The organism is Thalassospira sp. (assembly GCF_048059015.1).
Lineage (GTDB): Bacteria > Pseudomonadota > Alphaproteobacteria > Rhodospirillales > Thalassospiraceae > Thalassospira.
This window is the reverse complement of record NZ_JBLLNT010000006.1, coordinates 50713-65152: the sequence shown is the minus strand read 5'-3', so window position 1 is coordinate 65152 and position 14440 is coordinate 50713. Positions and strand designations below refer to the sequence as shown.

Here is a 14440-nt window from a genome sequence, read left to right as displayed (position 1 = left end):
CACTAAGCCTAGATCATCGCGCATGGACCATCAAGCAATCGGACAAGTCGAAGGATAAAGTCATGAAGGTTCTGGTCGTTGGCGGTGGCGGACGTGAACACGCATTGTGCTGGGCCATTGCGCGAAGCCCGCGCATTTCCAAACTCTGGTGCGCACCGGGCAATGCCGGGATCGCTGATAGCGCGGAATGCGTTGCGATTTCCGATGGTGATGTTGCTGGTCTGGTAAAGTTCGCCAAGGACAATGCAGTTGATCTGGTCGTTGTCGGCCCGGAAGCCCCGCTGGTGGCTGGCCTTGTTGACGCACTGGATGCCGAGGGTATCAGATCCTTTGGCTGCTCCAAGGCCGCTGCCCAGCTTGAAGGATCCAAGGGCTTCATGAAGGACATGGTCGCGAAGTTCGGTGTTCCGACTGCTGCTTATGGCCGTTTCACCGATCCGGCTGACGCCAAGGCCTTTGTTGAGAAGCAGGGTGCGCCGATTGTTGTCAAAACCGATGGTCTTGCTGCGGGCAAGGGTGTCACGATTTGTATGACAAATGACGAAGCCTTTGCAGCGATCGAAGAATGCATGGTGGGCGGGAAGTTCGGCGATGCCGGTGCTGAAATCGTCATTGAAGAATTCCTTAAAGGTGAGGAAGCCTCATTTTTCGCTGTTTGCGATGGCGAAAATGTCATTCCGCTGGTTGCTGCCCAAGATCACAAGGCGGTTGGCGAAGGCGATACCGGCCCGAATACGGGCGGCATGGGTGCCTATTCCCCAGCGCCAGTCTTTACCGATGCGGTCGAAGCCAAGGTCATGGAACAGATCATTGTTCCGACCGTCAAAGGCATGGCCAACGAAGGCCACCCGTTCAAGGGTGTTCTGTTTGCCGGTCTGATGATTGACGATGCAGGCAACCCAAAGCTGATCGAATACAACATCCGCTTTGGCGACCCGGAATGTCAGGTCCTGATGACCCGCCTGAAATCAGACGTGCTTGATATTCTTGATGGCGCTGCCACTGGCACCCTCAACACCGTCAAACCGGAATGGCATGACGAAACCGCGATGGTTGTTGTCATGGCTGCCAAGGGCTATCCGGGATCGTACGAAAAAGGCACCGAGATCAAAAACGTCCCGGCAGCTGATGCCATGGACAAGGTCAAAGTCCTGCATGCCGGCACCAAAATGGACGACGACAAACTGGTCGCAACCGGCGGCCGTGTTTTGGGTGTGACCGCGCGCGGTGCAACTGTCACCGAAACGCAGAAGCGCGCCTATGAAGCTGTTGATGCGATTGATTGGCAGGGTGGCTTCTGCCGCCGCGATATCGGCTGGCGCGCGGTTGCCCGCGAACAGAAGTAATCCAAGGCGTTTCGAACAGAATAAGAAAGACCGGGTCACGCGACCCGGTCTTTTTTTGTTTCTGCTTCCACCTTCTGCCCAACCCGATAGCGGATATGACAACGTCCATCACTTTCGGTTTCGATGTCGGCTTCAACACCAAATACCGTGCGCAGGTTTTCGCTGGTCAGGATTTCGGTCGGGGTGCCAATCGCGATCAGTTTGCCGCCATCCATCATCGCGATCCGGTCACAGAACATCGCGGCATGGTTCAGGTCATGCAACGCGGCAACCACGGTTACCGGCAGGTCATGCACGAGTTCGAGCAAACCAAGCTGATGATGGATATCAAGATGGTTGGTGGGTTCATCAAGCAAAAGGTAATCGGGCTGCTGCGCCAAGGCACGCGCGATATGGACGCGTTGCTTTTCCCCGCCTGAAAGCGTCTGCCACATCCGGTCTTTCATGTGATCCATGGCAACAGATGACAGCGCCTGATCAATGATGGCGTCATCAGCCTCTGACCATGGCGACAGCAAGCTTAGATAGGGTGTTCTGCCCAGTGACACGGCCTCGCGGACCGAAATCCGTTCCATCGTATCGGCCTGCTGTTCGACAAAGCCAATCCGGCGTGCCAGATCACGACGGCCAATCTTTTTCATCAAAGCGCCATCAAGCATTGCCTGCCCGCGTGATGGCGCGCGAATACCGGCCAGCACCGACATCAAACTGGTTTTGCCCGATCCGTTCGGACCGATCAGACCAAGGAATTCACCCGGCGTAACGGCCAGACTGATGTCACGGACGATCTTTTTAAATCCGGCAGACCAACTGATGTCACGCAGTTCCAAACTCATCGAAGAACCCTTCCATGGCACAAGATAAGTGCAAAGATCGGCGCACCAACAAGGGCTGTGATCACGCCAATCGGCAGCACCTGCCCATCAAGAATGATGCGCGACACGACATCAGCCAAAACAAGGAACACCGCACCAATCAGGGCTGAAACCGGCAACAGCAATCCATGACGTGTGCCGACAAAGAACCGTGCCGCATGCGGGATGACAAGTCCGACAAATCCGATAGAGCCGACGAGGCTGACCATCACCGCCGTCATTGAAGCCGCCGTTGCAATCAACACCACATAAACGCGTTTGACCGGCACACCAAAGGATGCTGCCGATTCCACGCCAAAGGTAAAGGCATCAAGTGCCCGAGCATGCCAAAGGCATACCAGCAAACCAATGATCGCAATCGGAAGGGCAAGATAAACATCGGGCCAGCGCACCCCACTAAGGTTACCAAGTAACCAGAACATGATCCCGCGTGCTTCGTCCGCCGTTGCGGCCTTGGTCACGATAAAGGATGTCAGGGCGTTAAAAAGCTGCGATCCGGCAATGCCCGCCAGAATGATGGCACTGGCGCCGCGTCCAGCCGGAATGGCAAGCAATGCGACAAAGCCAAAGGCAACAAGCGCCCCCACAAAGGCACCAAGTGACAACGACACCATGCCAGCACCAAAGCCCAGAATGGCGACACTGACCGCACCGGTCGAAGCCCCGGCCGAAATGCCCAGCAAATAAGGATCGGCCAAGCTGTTGCGCAAAAGTGCCTGAAGCACGGCCCCCGAAAGCGCTAGGGCCGCCCCGCAACAGGCCGCAACAAGCGCGCGCGATATCCGGTAATTCCAGATGATCCCGGCATCAATCGGATCAACGTCATAGCCCGCCTGCCAGACGTGGTTTGCGATGGTATGAAGAACCGTGGCAAACGGAATGGCGGTTTCACCATTGGCCGCAGCAAAGGCGATGACGGCGATCAAAAGTGCAATCGCCCCCATCACATAACCCAAACGCATCAGATATGCCCGGCTGGCAAAGCCAGTCGCACGGACCAGACCACTACCATCCTGTTGGGGATTGGCATTATGGGGACTGGACGTCTTTTCAAACATGGAACTCTCCGGGCATATCCGCATTCATGATCAAATCGGCCTAGTGGGTCGCACCAAGCTTTTCGACCGCCTTGGCAAGGGTTTCGATCCCCTCGATCGTGCGGATGGTCGGGTCCATCGATTGCGCATCCATGACGACGATATTGCCGTTCTGAACAGCTTTCATCTGGCTTGTGACCGGATCGGTTTTCAGGAAGTCCATTTTGACTTCCCAATCATCGGCCGGGAAACGACGGCGGCCCATTTTGCCAATGACAATGATGTCAGGATTGGCGCGTGCGATGGTTTCCCATCCAACGGTCGGCCATTCTTCATCGCTATCAATGATGTTTTTGACACCAAGCTTGGCCGCGACATAACCCGCTGCGCCATTTTTGCCCGCGACATAAGGATCGGCTTTGATCTCGGAGCTTGAGAACCAGAAAACCACCGACACATCGTCATTTCCGGTCGCAACAACCTGATCAAGTGATTGCTTTTCGCGCGCTTTGAGATCAGCGATCAGCGCCGTGCCGCGATCTTCGATGTCAAAGATCTGCGCAAGTTCGGTGATTTCCTGATAGATCAGATCCATCGAGAAACCCTGATTGCGCACACCATCACCACCGCCGGTATTATCTTTGCCAACGCAATCGGCAACTGCTGTGTAAACCGGGATGGAAAGTTCGTTGAACTGTTCGGTCGTGCCGACAATACCCTTGGGACCGACATGCCACTGATATTGCGTGGTCACCAGTTGCGGTTTCTGGGCAACAACGGTTTCAAAACCCGGATCATTATCGGCCAGACGCGGGACAGTCGCATTCACATCCTTGAACTGATCAAGCACCGGACCAAACCACACGCCGGTCCCCTTGACCTTGTCGCCCAGTCCCAGCGAATACAGAATTTCCGTCGTGCTTTGACCAAGCGACACAACCCGTTCAGGGGCCGCATCAAATTCCAGCACATTGCCGCAATTTTTGATCGTCAGGGGATAGTCGGTTGCAAGAACTGCAGATGACATTGAAACCATGCCAGCGGCAAACACCCCGACCGCCAGTGCATGTTTGTAAGATTGGATCGTAAAGATCACTTTGACTTCCTTTCGCGGGCACGCCTGTCAGCATAAAGGGATGACCTGGCGAGCCAATCAAATGTTATGTTATAACATAACATTAATTTTACTACCGTCAAGGGACTGGCAAAGGTGTCTGAAAATGGCGGGTAGCATCCGGGCGTTTTAATGTGAAAAGCGCACTTTTCTGCCAAAAACCGGACACAAGCCAACATTCTCCGGGGCACCCCGCCCGGTCCGTCGCTTATGTCGGCAGGTCTCCTGGCTCGCGGGTCACTGCGTTTTCTGGCCTTCCCGGGTTGGCTCCCAGTGGCATTGGTCAGAAAGACGCTCACCGCCTACAGTTGCGGGGGCAGCTTCGGTTAACGGGCCGATCAATCGACCCACATCGAATTCCCTTTATCCAAATCTGGATACCGACACCTGACGGTTAGATTAAACAAAAATACCGGTCAAGGGAATTGCCACATCACCAGCGATATTCCGACATTGGCCCATGCAAAATCCGCAATTGTTTGCACCTTGAATTTGCCATGTTTCATCCCGATTACCTCCACACTGCCCGGTATGCTTGGCCGGACGACAAAAATTTCGGAACAGGATGCACATGACGACTTCCGTGGAACGTAGACGCTTTTTGAAATCGATCGCTGCTGCCGGTTTGATCCTGCCTGGCATGTCGATCTATCAGGCGGCATTGGCCGAGGTTCCCGGTCTTGATCTGGGCAGCCCGCAGTCCTTTGACTTTGCCGGTCTGATCGAACGCGTCAAGTCGATGGCATCCGAGGCATACGAGCCACCTGTCGCGCCGAACCCGGAAATCGTCGGCAAGATCGATTACGACACCCATGGAAAGCTTCATTACAAGCGCGACCATTCGCCGTTTTCCGATGGGTCGGGGACCTATCCTGCGACCTTTTTCCATCTTGGCATGTATTTCGCCAAGCCCGTGCATATGTATCTGCTTGATAACGGGCAGGCGCGCGAGGTGATCTATAAACCAAGCTATTTCGACATGCCCGAAGACAGCATTGCCCGGAAGCTTCAGGAAAATAGTGGCTTTGCCGGGTTCCGCCTGCATGAAAATCACGCGCGTGATGACTGGAAAACCCAAGATTGGGCAGCTTTCCTTGGTGCATCCTATTTCCGTGCGATTGGCGATGAAGGCCAATATGGCCTGTCTGCACGTGGCATTGCGGTGAATACCGCGACGTCCGTTCCCGAAGAATTCCCCGATTTCCGCCAGTTCTTTATCGAACCGGCGAAAAACCCGGAAGACCCGGTGACGATCTATGCCCTGCTGGACGGACCGAGCATCACGGGCGCCTATAAATTCCTGCTTTATCGCGGCGAAGGGGTGACGATGGATGTTGAAAAACATCTGTTCTTGCGCAAAGACATCGAACGCCTTGGCATCGCGCCACTGACCAGCATGTTCTGGTATTCCGAGCAGAACAAATCATTCCGGTTTGACTGGCGCCCGGAAGTGCATGACAGCGACGGGCTGGAACTTTGGACCGGCGGGGGCGAGCGCATCTGGCGACAGCTTAATAACCCGGAAACCATTCGCGCGTCTGCCTTTGGCGATCACAACCCGCGCGGCTTTGGATTAATGCAGCGTGACCGCGATGTGAAAAACTATCTTGATGGTGTGCGCTATCACCGTCGCCCCAGCCTGTGGGTCGAACCGCAGGGGGATTGGAATGATGGTGCGGTTCAGCTGATCGAAATCCCGACCGACGATGAAATCCACGATAATATCGCCGCTTTCTGGGTGCCCAATGGAGCGGCCAAGGCAGGGAATAGCTATCAGTTCAAATACCGCCTGCATTGGCAGGCCCATAACCCGTTTCCGGTCAAGGAACTGGCAACCGCCACCTCAACCCGCATGGGCCGTGGTGGTGAGCCCGGCACCAATCGCCCGAAGGACGAGATCAAGTTTTCTGTCGAGTTCGAAGGCGACATTCTGGGCACCCTTGCCTATGGCGAGTTCCCGGAAATTGTTGTTTCGACCTCACGCGGGGAAATTACCCGCACCAAGGTCGAACCGATCATGGATACCCGCATCTGGCGCGCGGCTTTTGATCTTAAGGCAACGGGCACAGACCCGGTTGATCTGCGGATGTATCTGAAACGTGGTGATGCACCGCTTAGTGAAACTTGGCTGTTCCAGCATCTGCCAGCCCTTGGCAATCAGCAGCAGGGCTAACGATTAGATCAAACGTCGTTAGCCACTGATACCACTATTGGCGGCACCGTCTGGTGACTGGCTCAGGATGGCCATGACATCACGCATCGGCGGTGCGCCAAACATGCGGGCATATTCACGGCTGAACTGTGATGTGCTTTCATAGCCCACCGCATAGGCTGCACTTGCCGCATCCTTCATTTCGGCCAGCATGATCTGACGTGCTGTCGTAAGGCGCAGCCGCTTTTGATATTGAAGCGGGCTCATGGCGGTGACCTGCTTGAAATGGTGATGGAAGGATGACGGGCTCATATTTGCGTGATCGGCCAGCTCATCGACACGAAGCGGCTTGTCAAAATTATCCTTCATCAAACGCAATACTGATGAAATGCGCTGCATGTTGCTGCCGCCCATGGCAAGGCGGGCAATAAAGATGCCCTGCCCGGTGCGCAGCAGCCGATAATGCACTTCGCGCATCAAAAGCGGCAACATGACGGGGATTTCATCGGGATGATCCAGCAAATCCACCACACGCAAAACCGCATCGACCAGTGACTGGGTGGTTTGTTCGACAAAAAGCCCGCGCGTGCTGTCCCCCTCCAACCCGATATTGAGATCCATGTTGGTGACAAGCTCGCTTAATATCTTGGCATCCAGATCCAGTGACAGGCTACGATAAGGTACCTCTATACTGGCATTCGTGACATGCCCGACCAGCGGCAGATCAACCGATGCCGCCAGAAGCTGCCCCGGCTCATAGCGATAGACTTCCTGACCCAGCGTGACTTCCTTTGCCCCTGATATGATCAGGCACAGGCACGGCTTGTAAATCGTCGGCACCTTAAGGCTGGGACCGGTCGCGCGATATATCCCGACTGGTTCAATCGCAGTACGCACTGCACCGTCGGGATCACAGTATTTGTCAATTAAATTACAAAGCCGCTGATAGCTATCCATCACCAGAACCCTTTATTTCCATAGCATGCACTATACACCACCCAACCACGCATAAAAGGCCGCGATCCCGAATTTGGAGGAATAGGCAATCGGTTTCGAGTTCTGTGTATTCAGCAACGCCCGCTTTATCGACACAGTAAGCGCCATGACACAAACACATGGAGGATGTCATGTCGAACCCGATCAATTTTGTCGAAAACAAAACCGTCGTCATCACCGGGGCCAGCAGCGGCATTGGTGAAGCCACCGCCAAACTCCTTGCAGCAAAAGGTGCCAAGGTCGTTCTGGGTGCGCGTCGCACAGAGCGCCTTGATCAGATCGCGACCGAGATCGAAGCCGCCGGTGGTACCGCCCTTGCCCGTTCGGTGGATGTGACGGATGCCGAAAGTGTCGAGGCACTGGTCTATAACGCACACAACATGTTTGGCCGCGTTGACGCGATCTTTAACAATGCCGGTGTGATGCCGCTTGCCCCGATGTCCGCCCTTAAGACCGACGAATGGGACAACATGATCAATGTGAATATTCGCGGTGTCCTGAACGGTATTGCCGCGGTCCTTCCGATCTTTAAGGAACAAGGCGGCGGGCATGTGATCAACACCGCATCGATCGCTGCGCACATGGTCGTACCAAGCGGAGTTGTCTATTGCGCAACCAAATATGCCGTCTGGGCCATTTCCGAAGGCCTGCGTCAGGAAAGCACCAATGTCCGTGTCACCACCATTTCACCGGGCGTGGTCGAGACCGAACTGGGCCACGATATTTCCGATCCGAACAGCAAGGAGCTTCTGACCCAGTTCCGTCAGGTATCCCTGACCCCGGATGCCATTGCACGTGCTGTGCTTTATGCCCTTGATCAGCCCGCAGATGTCGACATCAACGAAGTCATTGTCCGTCCGACGGCATCGGCATTCTGATGAAGATCATTCTGCAATCCTTGTATTTTCTGTCCGTGCTGGTGGTGTTCGCATCACCAGCATGGCCCCAACAGGAGGCCGGTATGAACAAAAGCGCTGAAATCGCCCCGCACCCGTATGTCGGCATGTGGGTGACCAAGGATGGTCATATCCGTCAGGAACTGCGTGCCGATGGCCGCTATGACGAGGCCCGTGGCACACGTCAGTCAGCCTATCAGGGCGACTATCAGGTTTCAGGGAATTACATCACCTATCAGGATGACACCGGTTTTACCGCCGATGGCTATTTCGAAAATGATGTCCTGTATCACGGCGGCATGGTGATGTTCCGAAGCCCAAGTAGCAGCGCGACAAATGCCGAATGAATTTCTCGGCTGCTACGTGAGTCGGCAACAAATGCTTAAGGCCAGTTCAATTCGCCTTTAGGTGCTCAACGCACGTTTAGTTAGGCGACACCAGGCGCTGCACTTCACGGAAAACACTTTCGCGCAATTCCCACGGGCAGCCCCAATAGTCGAATATCCCGCCGTCTGCACTGTTTTGCCCACAAACAACAAACACGCCTGTACCAAAGAGTTCTTTGAGATGCATCGCCAACCACCCGACAAAACCGGAATTGTCAGCATCTGCCGGAAAGTGAAAACGCCAGATCGCGAACAACTCTGCATTGGCATCATTGCTTTTCACTAATTGGCTCCAAACTTGATCATCACGAACAAGTGCCAATGCTTCCGGATTGGCCTTTGCGGAGAATTCGGCCAAGGGGAACTCTTCGAACGCATAGGAATGGTCCAAAATCATCAAACGGCTTTCCTGAACAACACGTTCAAGCCTGACTTTCGTTTGCTCTGCGGTCTCGTGAGAAATATTGACCATTCAACTAAACCTTTGGGAATTTGAATTTCTGGTGCCGCAGATCTGCACAGGGATTAGTTGCTTGAATGCTTTGGTGTCATTCCAGCAGTCTGCGGCATTCGGGATTGGCTGAGACGCCTCTCTCTTGACTTAGAGAGTTTCATTTAGGTTGGGCGTGCCCGCAAGTGTTCGTCCAGTACTTAGACCAGAGCTAACTATGGCACAAGATTGAAAGCTGCCTGCCCTTGCGCTTTTTTACAATCGTTCAAGGGCGATAACGGTATCGATAACCGATCCCTTTTCACCCTTTGGCCCGGTTGCCATGCGTTCGAAATTATCGACCGCGATTTCACACCAGCGACCGGTATCAAGCGCCAAAGCCGCCAAGGCTTCTTGCGGGGTTGGGTAAATCGTGTCTTCCGGTGCCCATGACCAAGATGGACGCGATCCGTGGGTGGTGATCAGAAGCAACCCGCCCGTTGCGATCATGGCTGCGGCCTTGATCAAGACTGCCTCACGGGCAAACTCGACAGGGGATTGCAGAAACTGTGCAGTGACCAGATCAAACACACCTTCCGGCAGGCTTTTGGTCAGATCATGTGCTTCGAACGTGATCTGGCTTTCAACGCCATTACGCTTTGCATTTGCCTTGGCATAACCAAGTGCGGTTTCCGAGATATCGGCAGCGGTCACAGTCCAACCCTGCTTGGCAAGCCAAACCGCATCATCCCCCTTGCCACAACCAAGTTCCAGCGCGTGGCCAGTAGGACGATCTTTGACGAAGCGCTCAAGAATGGCGGATGGCTTGCCACTCGTTTTCGGCGACGCCTTTTCATAGGTTTCTTCCCAAAACTTTCTTGGGTCCATTTTTGGATCGATGTTCATGTCATGTCTTTCGGGGTTGTTGAGGGTGGCGTGCTCGCGAATCACGTAACATTAAAAGTTACATGATTCGGTGCACCTGTCAATTTCATGTATCTTTGAAAGTTACATGTGTTAGAAATGACTGGAAAATTGACTACCAGACAGGACCACCCCATGCGTCAGGACAACCGCCTTCCGCGCGTTTTACATGCGCTTTTGCATCTAAGCGGGATGAAAGACCCGGCCACATCCGACCAACTGGCCGAGATGCTCAATACCAATGCGGCTGTGGTTCGCCGCACCATGGCGGGACTTCGTGATCAGGGTATTCTAACATCCATCAAGGGGCATGGTGGCGGCTGGCAACTGGCGCGACCACTTGATCAAATCACACTGGCCGAGATTTATCAGGCGCTGGGCGCACCGACCCTTTTTGCGCTCGGTTGCGGCGATGAAGGATCGCAATGCTTGATGGAAAAGGCGGCCAATACGGCGACCACACGTGCATTGCAACTGGCGTCCGAGACATTCATCAACGTGCTGTCATCGGTCACCATGGCCGATCTGGCCGACGATTTTGAAAAGCGGTTGGCGGAGCTTGGTCTGTCAAAAGACAGTCTGGTCCATGAAGGCCCGCATAGGCATTAGGGCTTCGTGCTTAACGCAGTGACCCAAAGAAATCCTTAAGCAGTTTGGCAGCCTCAACCTCGCCAATCCCGCCATAGACTTCGGGGCGGTGATGGCAGCTAGTGCTTTCAAACACGCGCGGACCGTGATCGACACCGCCGCCCTTGGGGTCATAGGCCCCGAAATAAACCCGGCGCAGGCGGGCAAACGAGATGGCGGTCGCGCACATCGGGCAGGGTTCAAGCGTGACATACAGATCGCAATTGGGAAGCCGCGGTTCACCCTTGGCCCCGGCAGCAGCACGGATCACAAGAATTTCGGCATGGGCGGTTGGATCGTTCATTTCTTCGGTCAGGTTTCCGGCGCGTGCCAAAACTTCACCGGTATCAGCATCGACAAGAACCGCCCCGACCGGCACTTCGCCGCGACGGGCTGCTGCGCGTGCTTCTTCAAGGGCCATGTCCATATAGCTGTCTGCACTCATGATTTTTCCATCCCGCAATCGCCGTCGACATATGGCATGATTGTCGATCCTGGCCTGTTGTTTTTACTTCATTTTAGGACCCGTTGATTAGGGTCATGCCATTGACATATCAGAGTGCTATTTCAGGTGGGATCGGTCAAGCCATGATGATGCTGGCACGCATTTGCGCCAAATCTGTGACCAGAACCAAAACTGCCTGCGTGAAATGCATGGACCGTCGGCGTGAATTGCCGTTGCCCCAAACGGGTTACACAGGTAGTTTCCGCCAGAATTCATTCGCCATTCCGTCACCGACATCAAGGTTTAGTTCGTCATGACCACGCGCAAGCCGATCATTGGCATCACACTCGATTCCGAAGAACCGGGGGGATATTCCAAATTCCCGTGGTATGCGCTGCGTGAAAACTATGCCGGTGCCGTGACGGCCGCAGGTGGCATTCCCATGCCGCTGCCCCATGAGGTTGAACTGGTTCCCGATCTGCTTGATCTGATTGACGGGCTGGTTGTGACCGGTGGTGCGTTTGACGTTGATCCGAGCCTGTTTGGCGCGACTGAAAAACACGACACGGTTGTCACCAAGGATCGCCGCACCAAATTTGAATGGGCAATGGCCGAAGGTGCACTTAAACGCGACATGCCGGTTCTGGGCATTTGTGGTGGGCAGCAATTGCTGAACGTCATTCTGGGCGGATCGCTGATCCAGCATATCCCCGATCGCGTTGAGAACTGCCTGCCCCACGAACAGCCCAATCCGCGCGATGAAGCCGGCCATGATGTCACGGTTGAGGCCGATACCCTTCTGGCCAGGATCGTTGGCGATGTGAAAACACTTTCGGTCAACTCCGCCCACCATCAGGCGGTTGATGGGGTTGGCCCGGATGTCATCATCAATTCCTATGCGCCTGATGGCGTGATCGAGGGGATTGAACATCCGAAATACCGTTATTGTCTCGGGGTCCAGTGGCATCCCGAATTCCATATCAGTTCGGGCGATGCGAAGATTTTCGACGCCCTGATTTCCGAGGCCCGCAAATGAGCGACAAAACCGACAACCAAGACGACAACAAGCCCGAACGTATTGCCAAGCGCATTGCGCGTTCCGGTGTTTGTTCCAGGCGCGATGCCGAACGCATGATCGCCGAAGGCTTGGTGCGTCTAAACGGCAAAAAGCTTGATAGCCCAGCTGTGACCGTCACCGACGAGGACGAGATCATTGTTGATGGCAAGCCGTTGCCGGAAAAAGAAAAACCGCGTCTGTGGCGCCTGTTTAAAAAGCGCGGTCTGGTCACAAGCCACCGCGATGAACAGGGCCGTGATACAGTGTTTGAACATCTGCCAAGCTATGTGCCGCGCGTGATTTCGGTCGGTCGTCTTGATTTGAACTCCGAAGGTTTGCTTTTGCTGACCAACGATGGCGAGCTGGCACGTTATCTTGAACTTCCCGCCACGGGCTGGGCGCGCCGCTATCGTGTGCGCGTGCATGGCCGGATCGAGGAAGAAAAACTTAAACAGCTTGAAGACGGCATCACGGTTGATGGCGTGAATTACGGCTCTATCCAGGCCGAAGTCGACGTTCAGAAGGGCACCAATGCCTGGATGACCGTGACCCTTCGCGAAGGCAAGAACCGTGAAATCCGTCGCGTGATGGAACATCTGGGCTGGCCGGTGACGCGCCTGATGCGTGTCTCCTATGGTCCGTTCCAGCTGGGCAATCTCGCTCCCGGCGAATGCGAAGAAATCACCGGCAAGGTGATGAAGGAACAGCTCGCCGCCTTCTTCCGGGGTGATTACAGCAAGGTTTCAGAAAAGAAATCAGTTGCCCGTGGCGGCACGTCCCGCCCGAAGGCCCCGCGCACCGTCTTTGGCCAACCGGCCCAGCGCAGCCGCCCGCAAGGTGGTCCGAACGCAGCACCGCAGAATGCCGAAGCCGAGGAAAAGCGCGATACCCGCGAACGTTCCGGCAGCAGTGCGCGCAAAGGCCCGCGCATCGGTGCAGCCCCGCGTCCGGGTGGTCGCGGCAAACCGGCGGCGGCAGTTGATCGGCCGGAGCGTGAAGAACGCGAAGATCGTGGCAACGCACGCCCGACCAATAAGGGGCGCGGTCGTTACGGTGCAGGCGGCAAGGCATCCGATGACCGTTCGTTTGACGGCAAACCATCTGGTGGTCGTAGCAATACCCACCGCGAAGGTGGTCGCCCAGCCGGACGCGATTTTGGCCGTGATACCGGTCGCGATGCGGGACGTGATACCGGTCGCAGCACCGGTCGGGATATGGGACGCGATACTGGTCGTGATACCGGCCGTGGCCCAAGTCGGGATAGCGGGCGCGATGGCGGTCGCAGCACAGGCCGCGATACGGGTCGTGGACCAAGCCGTGACACGGGTCGCGAAGGTGGACGCGAGGGCAAACCGGGCTTCATCGAAAACCGTGGTCGTGGAAAGCCGATGGGCAAACCGGGTGGTAAACCGACCGGTAAGCCGGGTGGCAAGCCAGCGGGTCGTTCTGACACCGGCAACCGCACCAACAGTGCACCGGGTCGCAAACCGGCAGGCAATCGTCCGCGCGGCGGCAAGAAGGACTAATCAGCAATGCGGATTGTTGGCGGAAGTCATCGTGGACGGGTTTTAAGCGCGCCAGAAGGCCGTGATACCCGCCCGACCCTTGATCGTGTGCGCGAGGCGCTTTTTAACATCCTTTCGCACGCATCCCGCTGGTACGAGGATGACTTCCACCCACTTTATGACGGCATCATTCTTGATGCCTATGCCGGATCGGGTGCCCTGGGGCTTGAGGCCCTGTCACGCGGCGCATCAAGTGCGGTGTTTTTTGACACCGACCGCAAGGCGATCTCGGTAATCGGCGATAATATCGCGACACTTAAAGTCAGCAATCAGGCCAAGGCACAACGTGCGGATGCCACCAAACCGCCGCGTGCAAATGCACCTGCCAGTATGGTTTTTCTTGATCCGCCCTATGGCAAGGAACTGTTGGAACCCAGCATTGCCGCCCTTGCGAAAGCCGGCTGGATTGGCAGCAATACACTAATCATAGCCGAACGTGACCCGCGTGATCCGGAAATCGGCCTTGCCGGGTTTGATCTGCTCGACAGCCGCAAATATGGCCGTTGCCAGATTGATATTGGCCGCCTGAACGGCTAGTCACGGCATCCTGCAAGCACCAGCGTATTGCCGCAGACCAGCCATTCGCACCC

The 14440-nt window shown here is 55.4% G+C and carries 15 protein-coding genes and 1 riboswitch; of the genes, 8 read left to right on the top strand and 7 right to left on the bottom strand.

Annotated elements, in window-relative coordinates; genetic code table 11:
- Positions 1-62 precede the first annotated feature (62 nt).
- Positions 63-1346 (top strand): phosphoribosylamine--glycine ligase, encoded by a 1284-nt coding sequence (purD, locus tag ACMZ66_RS09630; protein WP_416936782.1) that lies wholly within the window; start codon positions 63-65, stop codon positions 1344-1346.
- A 35-nt stretch (positions 1347-1381) separates the two neighbouring features.
- Here the strand turns inward: purD and ACMZ66_RS09625 are convergent, their stop codons facing one another.
- The 3 genes from ACMZ66_RS09625 to ACMZ66_RS09615 form a co-directional block, all read right to left on the bottom strand.
- Positions 1382-2182 carry an ABC transporter ATP-binding protein gene (locus ACMZ66_RS09625; protein ID WP_416936780.1) on the bottom strand — a complete coding sequence of 267 codons (801 nt, stop codon included), beginning with the start codon at positions 2180-2182 and terminating at the stop codon, positions 1382-1384.
- Entirely contained in the window at positions 2179-3183 is a 1005-nt protein-coding gene (locus tag ACMZ66_RS09620; RefSeq protein ID WP_416937209.1) for a FecCD family ABC transporter permease, read from the bottom strand. The genes ACMZ66_RS09625 and ACMZ66_RS09620 overlap by 4 nt, the downstream gene beginning before the upstream one ends.
- A gap of 136 nt (positions 3184-3319) precedes the next feature.
- Positions 3320-4354 carry an ABC transporter substrate-binding protein gene (locus tag ACMZ66_RS09615; protein ID WP_416936778.1) on the bottom strand — a complete coding sequence of 345 codons (1035 nt, stop codon included), beginning with the start codon at positions 4352-4354 and terminating at the stop codon, positions 3320-3322.
- A gap of 215 nt (positions 4355-4569) precedes the next feature.
- Positions 4570-4772, bottom strand: a riboswitch (cobalamin riboswitch).
- A gap of 171 nt (positions 4773-4943) precedes the next feature.
- Here ACMZ66_RS09615 and ACMZ66_RS09610 point away from each other — a divergent pair.
- Positions 4944-6545: a glucan biosynthesis protein gene (locus ACMZ66_RS09610; RefSeq protein WP_416936776.1), complete on the top strand. Its 1602-nt coding sequence runs from the start codon at positions 4944-4946 to the stop codon at positions 6543-6545.
- An 18-nt stretch (positions 6546-6563) separates the two neighbouring features.
- On the opposite strand, the gene ACMZ66_RS09605 is transcribed toward ACMZ66_RS09610, so the two are convergent.
- The gene (locus ACMZ66_RS09605; RefSeq protein ID WP_416936774.1) at positions 6564-7481 is read right to left on the bottom strand and encodes an AraC family transcriptional regulator N-terminal domain-containing protein; all 918 of its coding nucleotides are present in this window, start codon (positions 7479-7481) and stop codon (positions 6564-6566) included.
- A 170-nt stretch (positions 7482-7651) separates the two neighbouring features.
- Here ACMZ66_RS09605 and ACMZ66_RS09600 point away from each other — a divergent pair, with 170 nt between their 5' ends.
- Positions 7652-8398, top strand: coding sequence for an SDR family oxidoreductase (locus ACMZ66_RS09600; RefSeq protein WP_416936772.1), 747 nt, complete (start codon positions 7652-7654; stop codon positions 8396-8398).
- 83 nt (positions 8399-8481) lie between these two features.
- A complete protein-coding gene (locus tag ACMZ66_RS09595; protein WP_416936770.1) occupies positions 8482-8763 on the top strand; it encodes an Atu4866 domain-containing protein in 282 nt (93 codons plus the stop codon).
- Between the two features lie 76 nt (positions 8764-8839).
- Here the strand turns inward: ACMZ66_RS09595 and ACMZ66_RS09590 are convergent, their stop codons facing one another.
- Both ACMZ66_RS09590 and ACMZ66_RS09585 read right to left on the bottom strand, forming a co-directional pair.
- Positions 8840-9274: a DUF6196 family protein gene (locus ACMZ66_RS09590; protein ID WP_416936769.1), complete on the bottom strand. Its 435-nt coding sequence runs from the start codon at positions 9272-9274 to the stop codon at positions 8840-8842.
- Positions 9275-9508: 234 nt separating this feature from the next.
- Positions 9509-10138, bottom strand: a complete 630-nt coding sequence (locus tag ACMZ66_RS09585) for a class I SAM-dependent methyltransferase (RefSeq protein ID WP_416936767.1) — start codon at positions 10136-10138, stop codon at positions 9509-9511.
- A gap of 153 nt (positions 10139-10291) precedes the next feature.
- Here ACMZ66_RS09585 and ACMZ66_RS09580 point away from each other — a divergent pair, with 153 nt between their 5' ends.
- Positions 10292-10765, top strand: coding sequence for an RrF2 family transcriptional regulator (locus ACMZ66_RS09580; RefSeq protein ID WP_416936765.1), 474 nt, complete (start codon positions 10292-10294; stop codon positions 10763-10765).
- Between the two features lie 10 nt (positions 10766-10775).
- Here ACMZ66_RS09580 and ACMZ66_RS09575 read toward each other — a convergent pair whose 3' ends face one another.
- Positions 10776-11228: a nucleoside deaminase gene (locus ACMZ66_RS09575; protein WP_297121981.1), complete on the bottom strand. Its 453-nt coding sequence runs from the start codon at positions 11226-11228 to the stop codon at positions 10776-10778.
- Positions 11229-11541: 313 nt separating this feature from the next.
- On the opposite strand from ACMZ66_RS09575, the gene ACMZ66_RS09570 reads away from it, so the two are divergent.
- From ACMZ66_RS09570 to rsmD, 3 genes are read left to right on the top strand one after another with little or no spacing between them, the layout of a single operon-like run.
- Positions 11542-12264, top strand: coding sequence for a gamma-glutamyl-gamma-aminobutyrate hydrolase family protein (locus ACMZ66_RS09570; protein ID WP_416936763.1), 723 nt, complete (start codon positions 11542-11544; stop codon positions 12262-12264).
- On the top strand, positions 12261-13811 hold the full coding sequence (locus tag ACMZ66_RS09565; protein ID WP_416936761.1) for a pseudouridine synthase: 1551 nt from the start codon (positions 12261-12263) through the stop codon (positions 13809-13811). The genes ACMZ66_RS09570 and ACMZ66_RS09565 overlap by 4 nt, the downstream gene beginning before the upstream one ends.
- Before the next feature lie 6 nt (positions 13812-13817).
- Positions 13818-14387: a 16S rRNA (guanine(966)-N(2))-methyltransferase RsmD gene (gene rsmD, locus ACMZ66_RS09560; RefSeq protein ID WP_416936760.1), complete on the top strand. Its 570-nt coding sequence runs from the start codon at positions 13818-13820 to the stop codon at positions 14385-14387.
- Positions 14388-14440 lie beyond the last annotated feature (53 nt).

What these genes read in the sequence shown, in the direction of transcription:
- purD (WP_416936782.1), top strand. Translation starts at nt 63, where the DNA reads ATGAAGGTTCTGGTCGTTGGCGGTGGCGGACGTGAACACGCATTGTGC.
- ACMZ66_RS09625 (WP_416936780.1), bottom strand. Translation starts at nt 2,182, where the DNA reads ATGAGTTTGGAACTGCGTGACATCAGTTGGTCTGCCGGATTTAAAAAG.
- ACMZ66_RS09620 (WP_416937209.1), bottom strand. Translation starts at nt 3,183, where the DNA reads ATGCGTTTGGGTTATGTGATGGGGGCGATTGCACTTTTGATCGCCGTC.
- ACMZ66_RS09610 (WP_416936776.1), top strand. Translation starts at nt 4,944, where the DNA reads ATGACGACTTCCGTGGAACGTAGACGCTTTTTGAAATCGATCGCTGCT.
- ACMZ66_RS09605 (WP_416936774.1), bottom strand. Translation starts at nt 7,481, where the DNA reads ATGGATAGCTATCAGCGGCTTTGTAATTTAATTGACAAATACTGTGAT.
- ACMZ66_RS09600 (WP_416936772.1), top strand. Translation starts at nt 7,652, where the DNA reads ATGTCGAACCCGATCAATTTTGTCGAAAACAAAACCGTCGTCATCACC.
- ACMZ66_RS09595 (WP_416936770.1), top strand. Translation starts at nt 8,482, where the DNA reads ATGAACAAAAGCGCTGAAATCGCCCCGCACCCGTATGTCGGCATGTGG.
- ACMZ66_RS09590 (WP_416936769.1), bottom strand. Translation starts at nt 9,274, where the DNA reads ATGGTCAATATTTCTCACGAGACCGCAGAGCAAACGAAAGTCAGGCTT.
- ACMZ66_RS09585 (WP_416936767.1), bottom strand. Translation starts at nt 10,138, where the DNA reads ATGAACATCGATCCAAAAATGGACCCAAGAAAGTTTTGGGAAGAAACC.
- ACMZ66_RS09580 (WP_416936765.1), top strand. Translation starts at nt 10,292, where the DNA reads ATGCGTCAGGACAACCGCCTTCCGCGCGTTTTACATGCGCTTTTGCAT.
- ACMZ66_RS09575 (WP_297121981.1), bottom strand. Translation starts at nt 11,228, where the DNA reads ATGAGTGCAGACAGCTATATGGACATGGCCCTTGAAGAAGCACGCGCA.
- ACMZ66_RS09570 (WP_416936763.1), top strand. Translation starts at nt 11,542, where the DNA reads ATGACCACGCGCAAGCCGATCATTGGCATCACACTCGATTCCGAAGAA.
- ACMZ66_RS09565 (WP_416936761.1), top strand. Translation starts at nt 12,261, where the DNA reads ATGAGCGACAAAACCGACAACCAAGACGACAACAAGCCCGAACGTATT.
- rsmD (WP_416936760.1), top strand. Translation starts at nt 13,818, where the DNA reads ATGCGGATTGTTGGCGGAAGTCATCGTGGACGGGTTTTAAGCGCGCCA.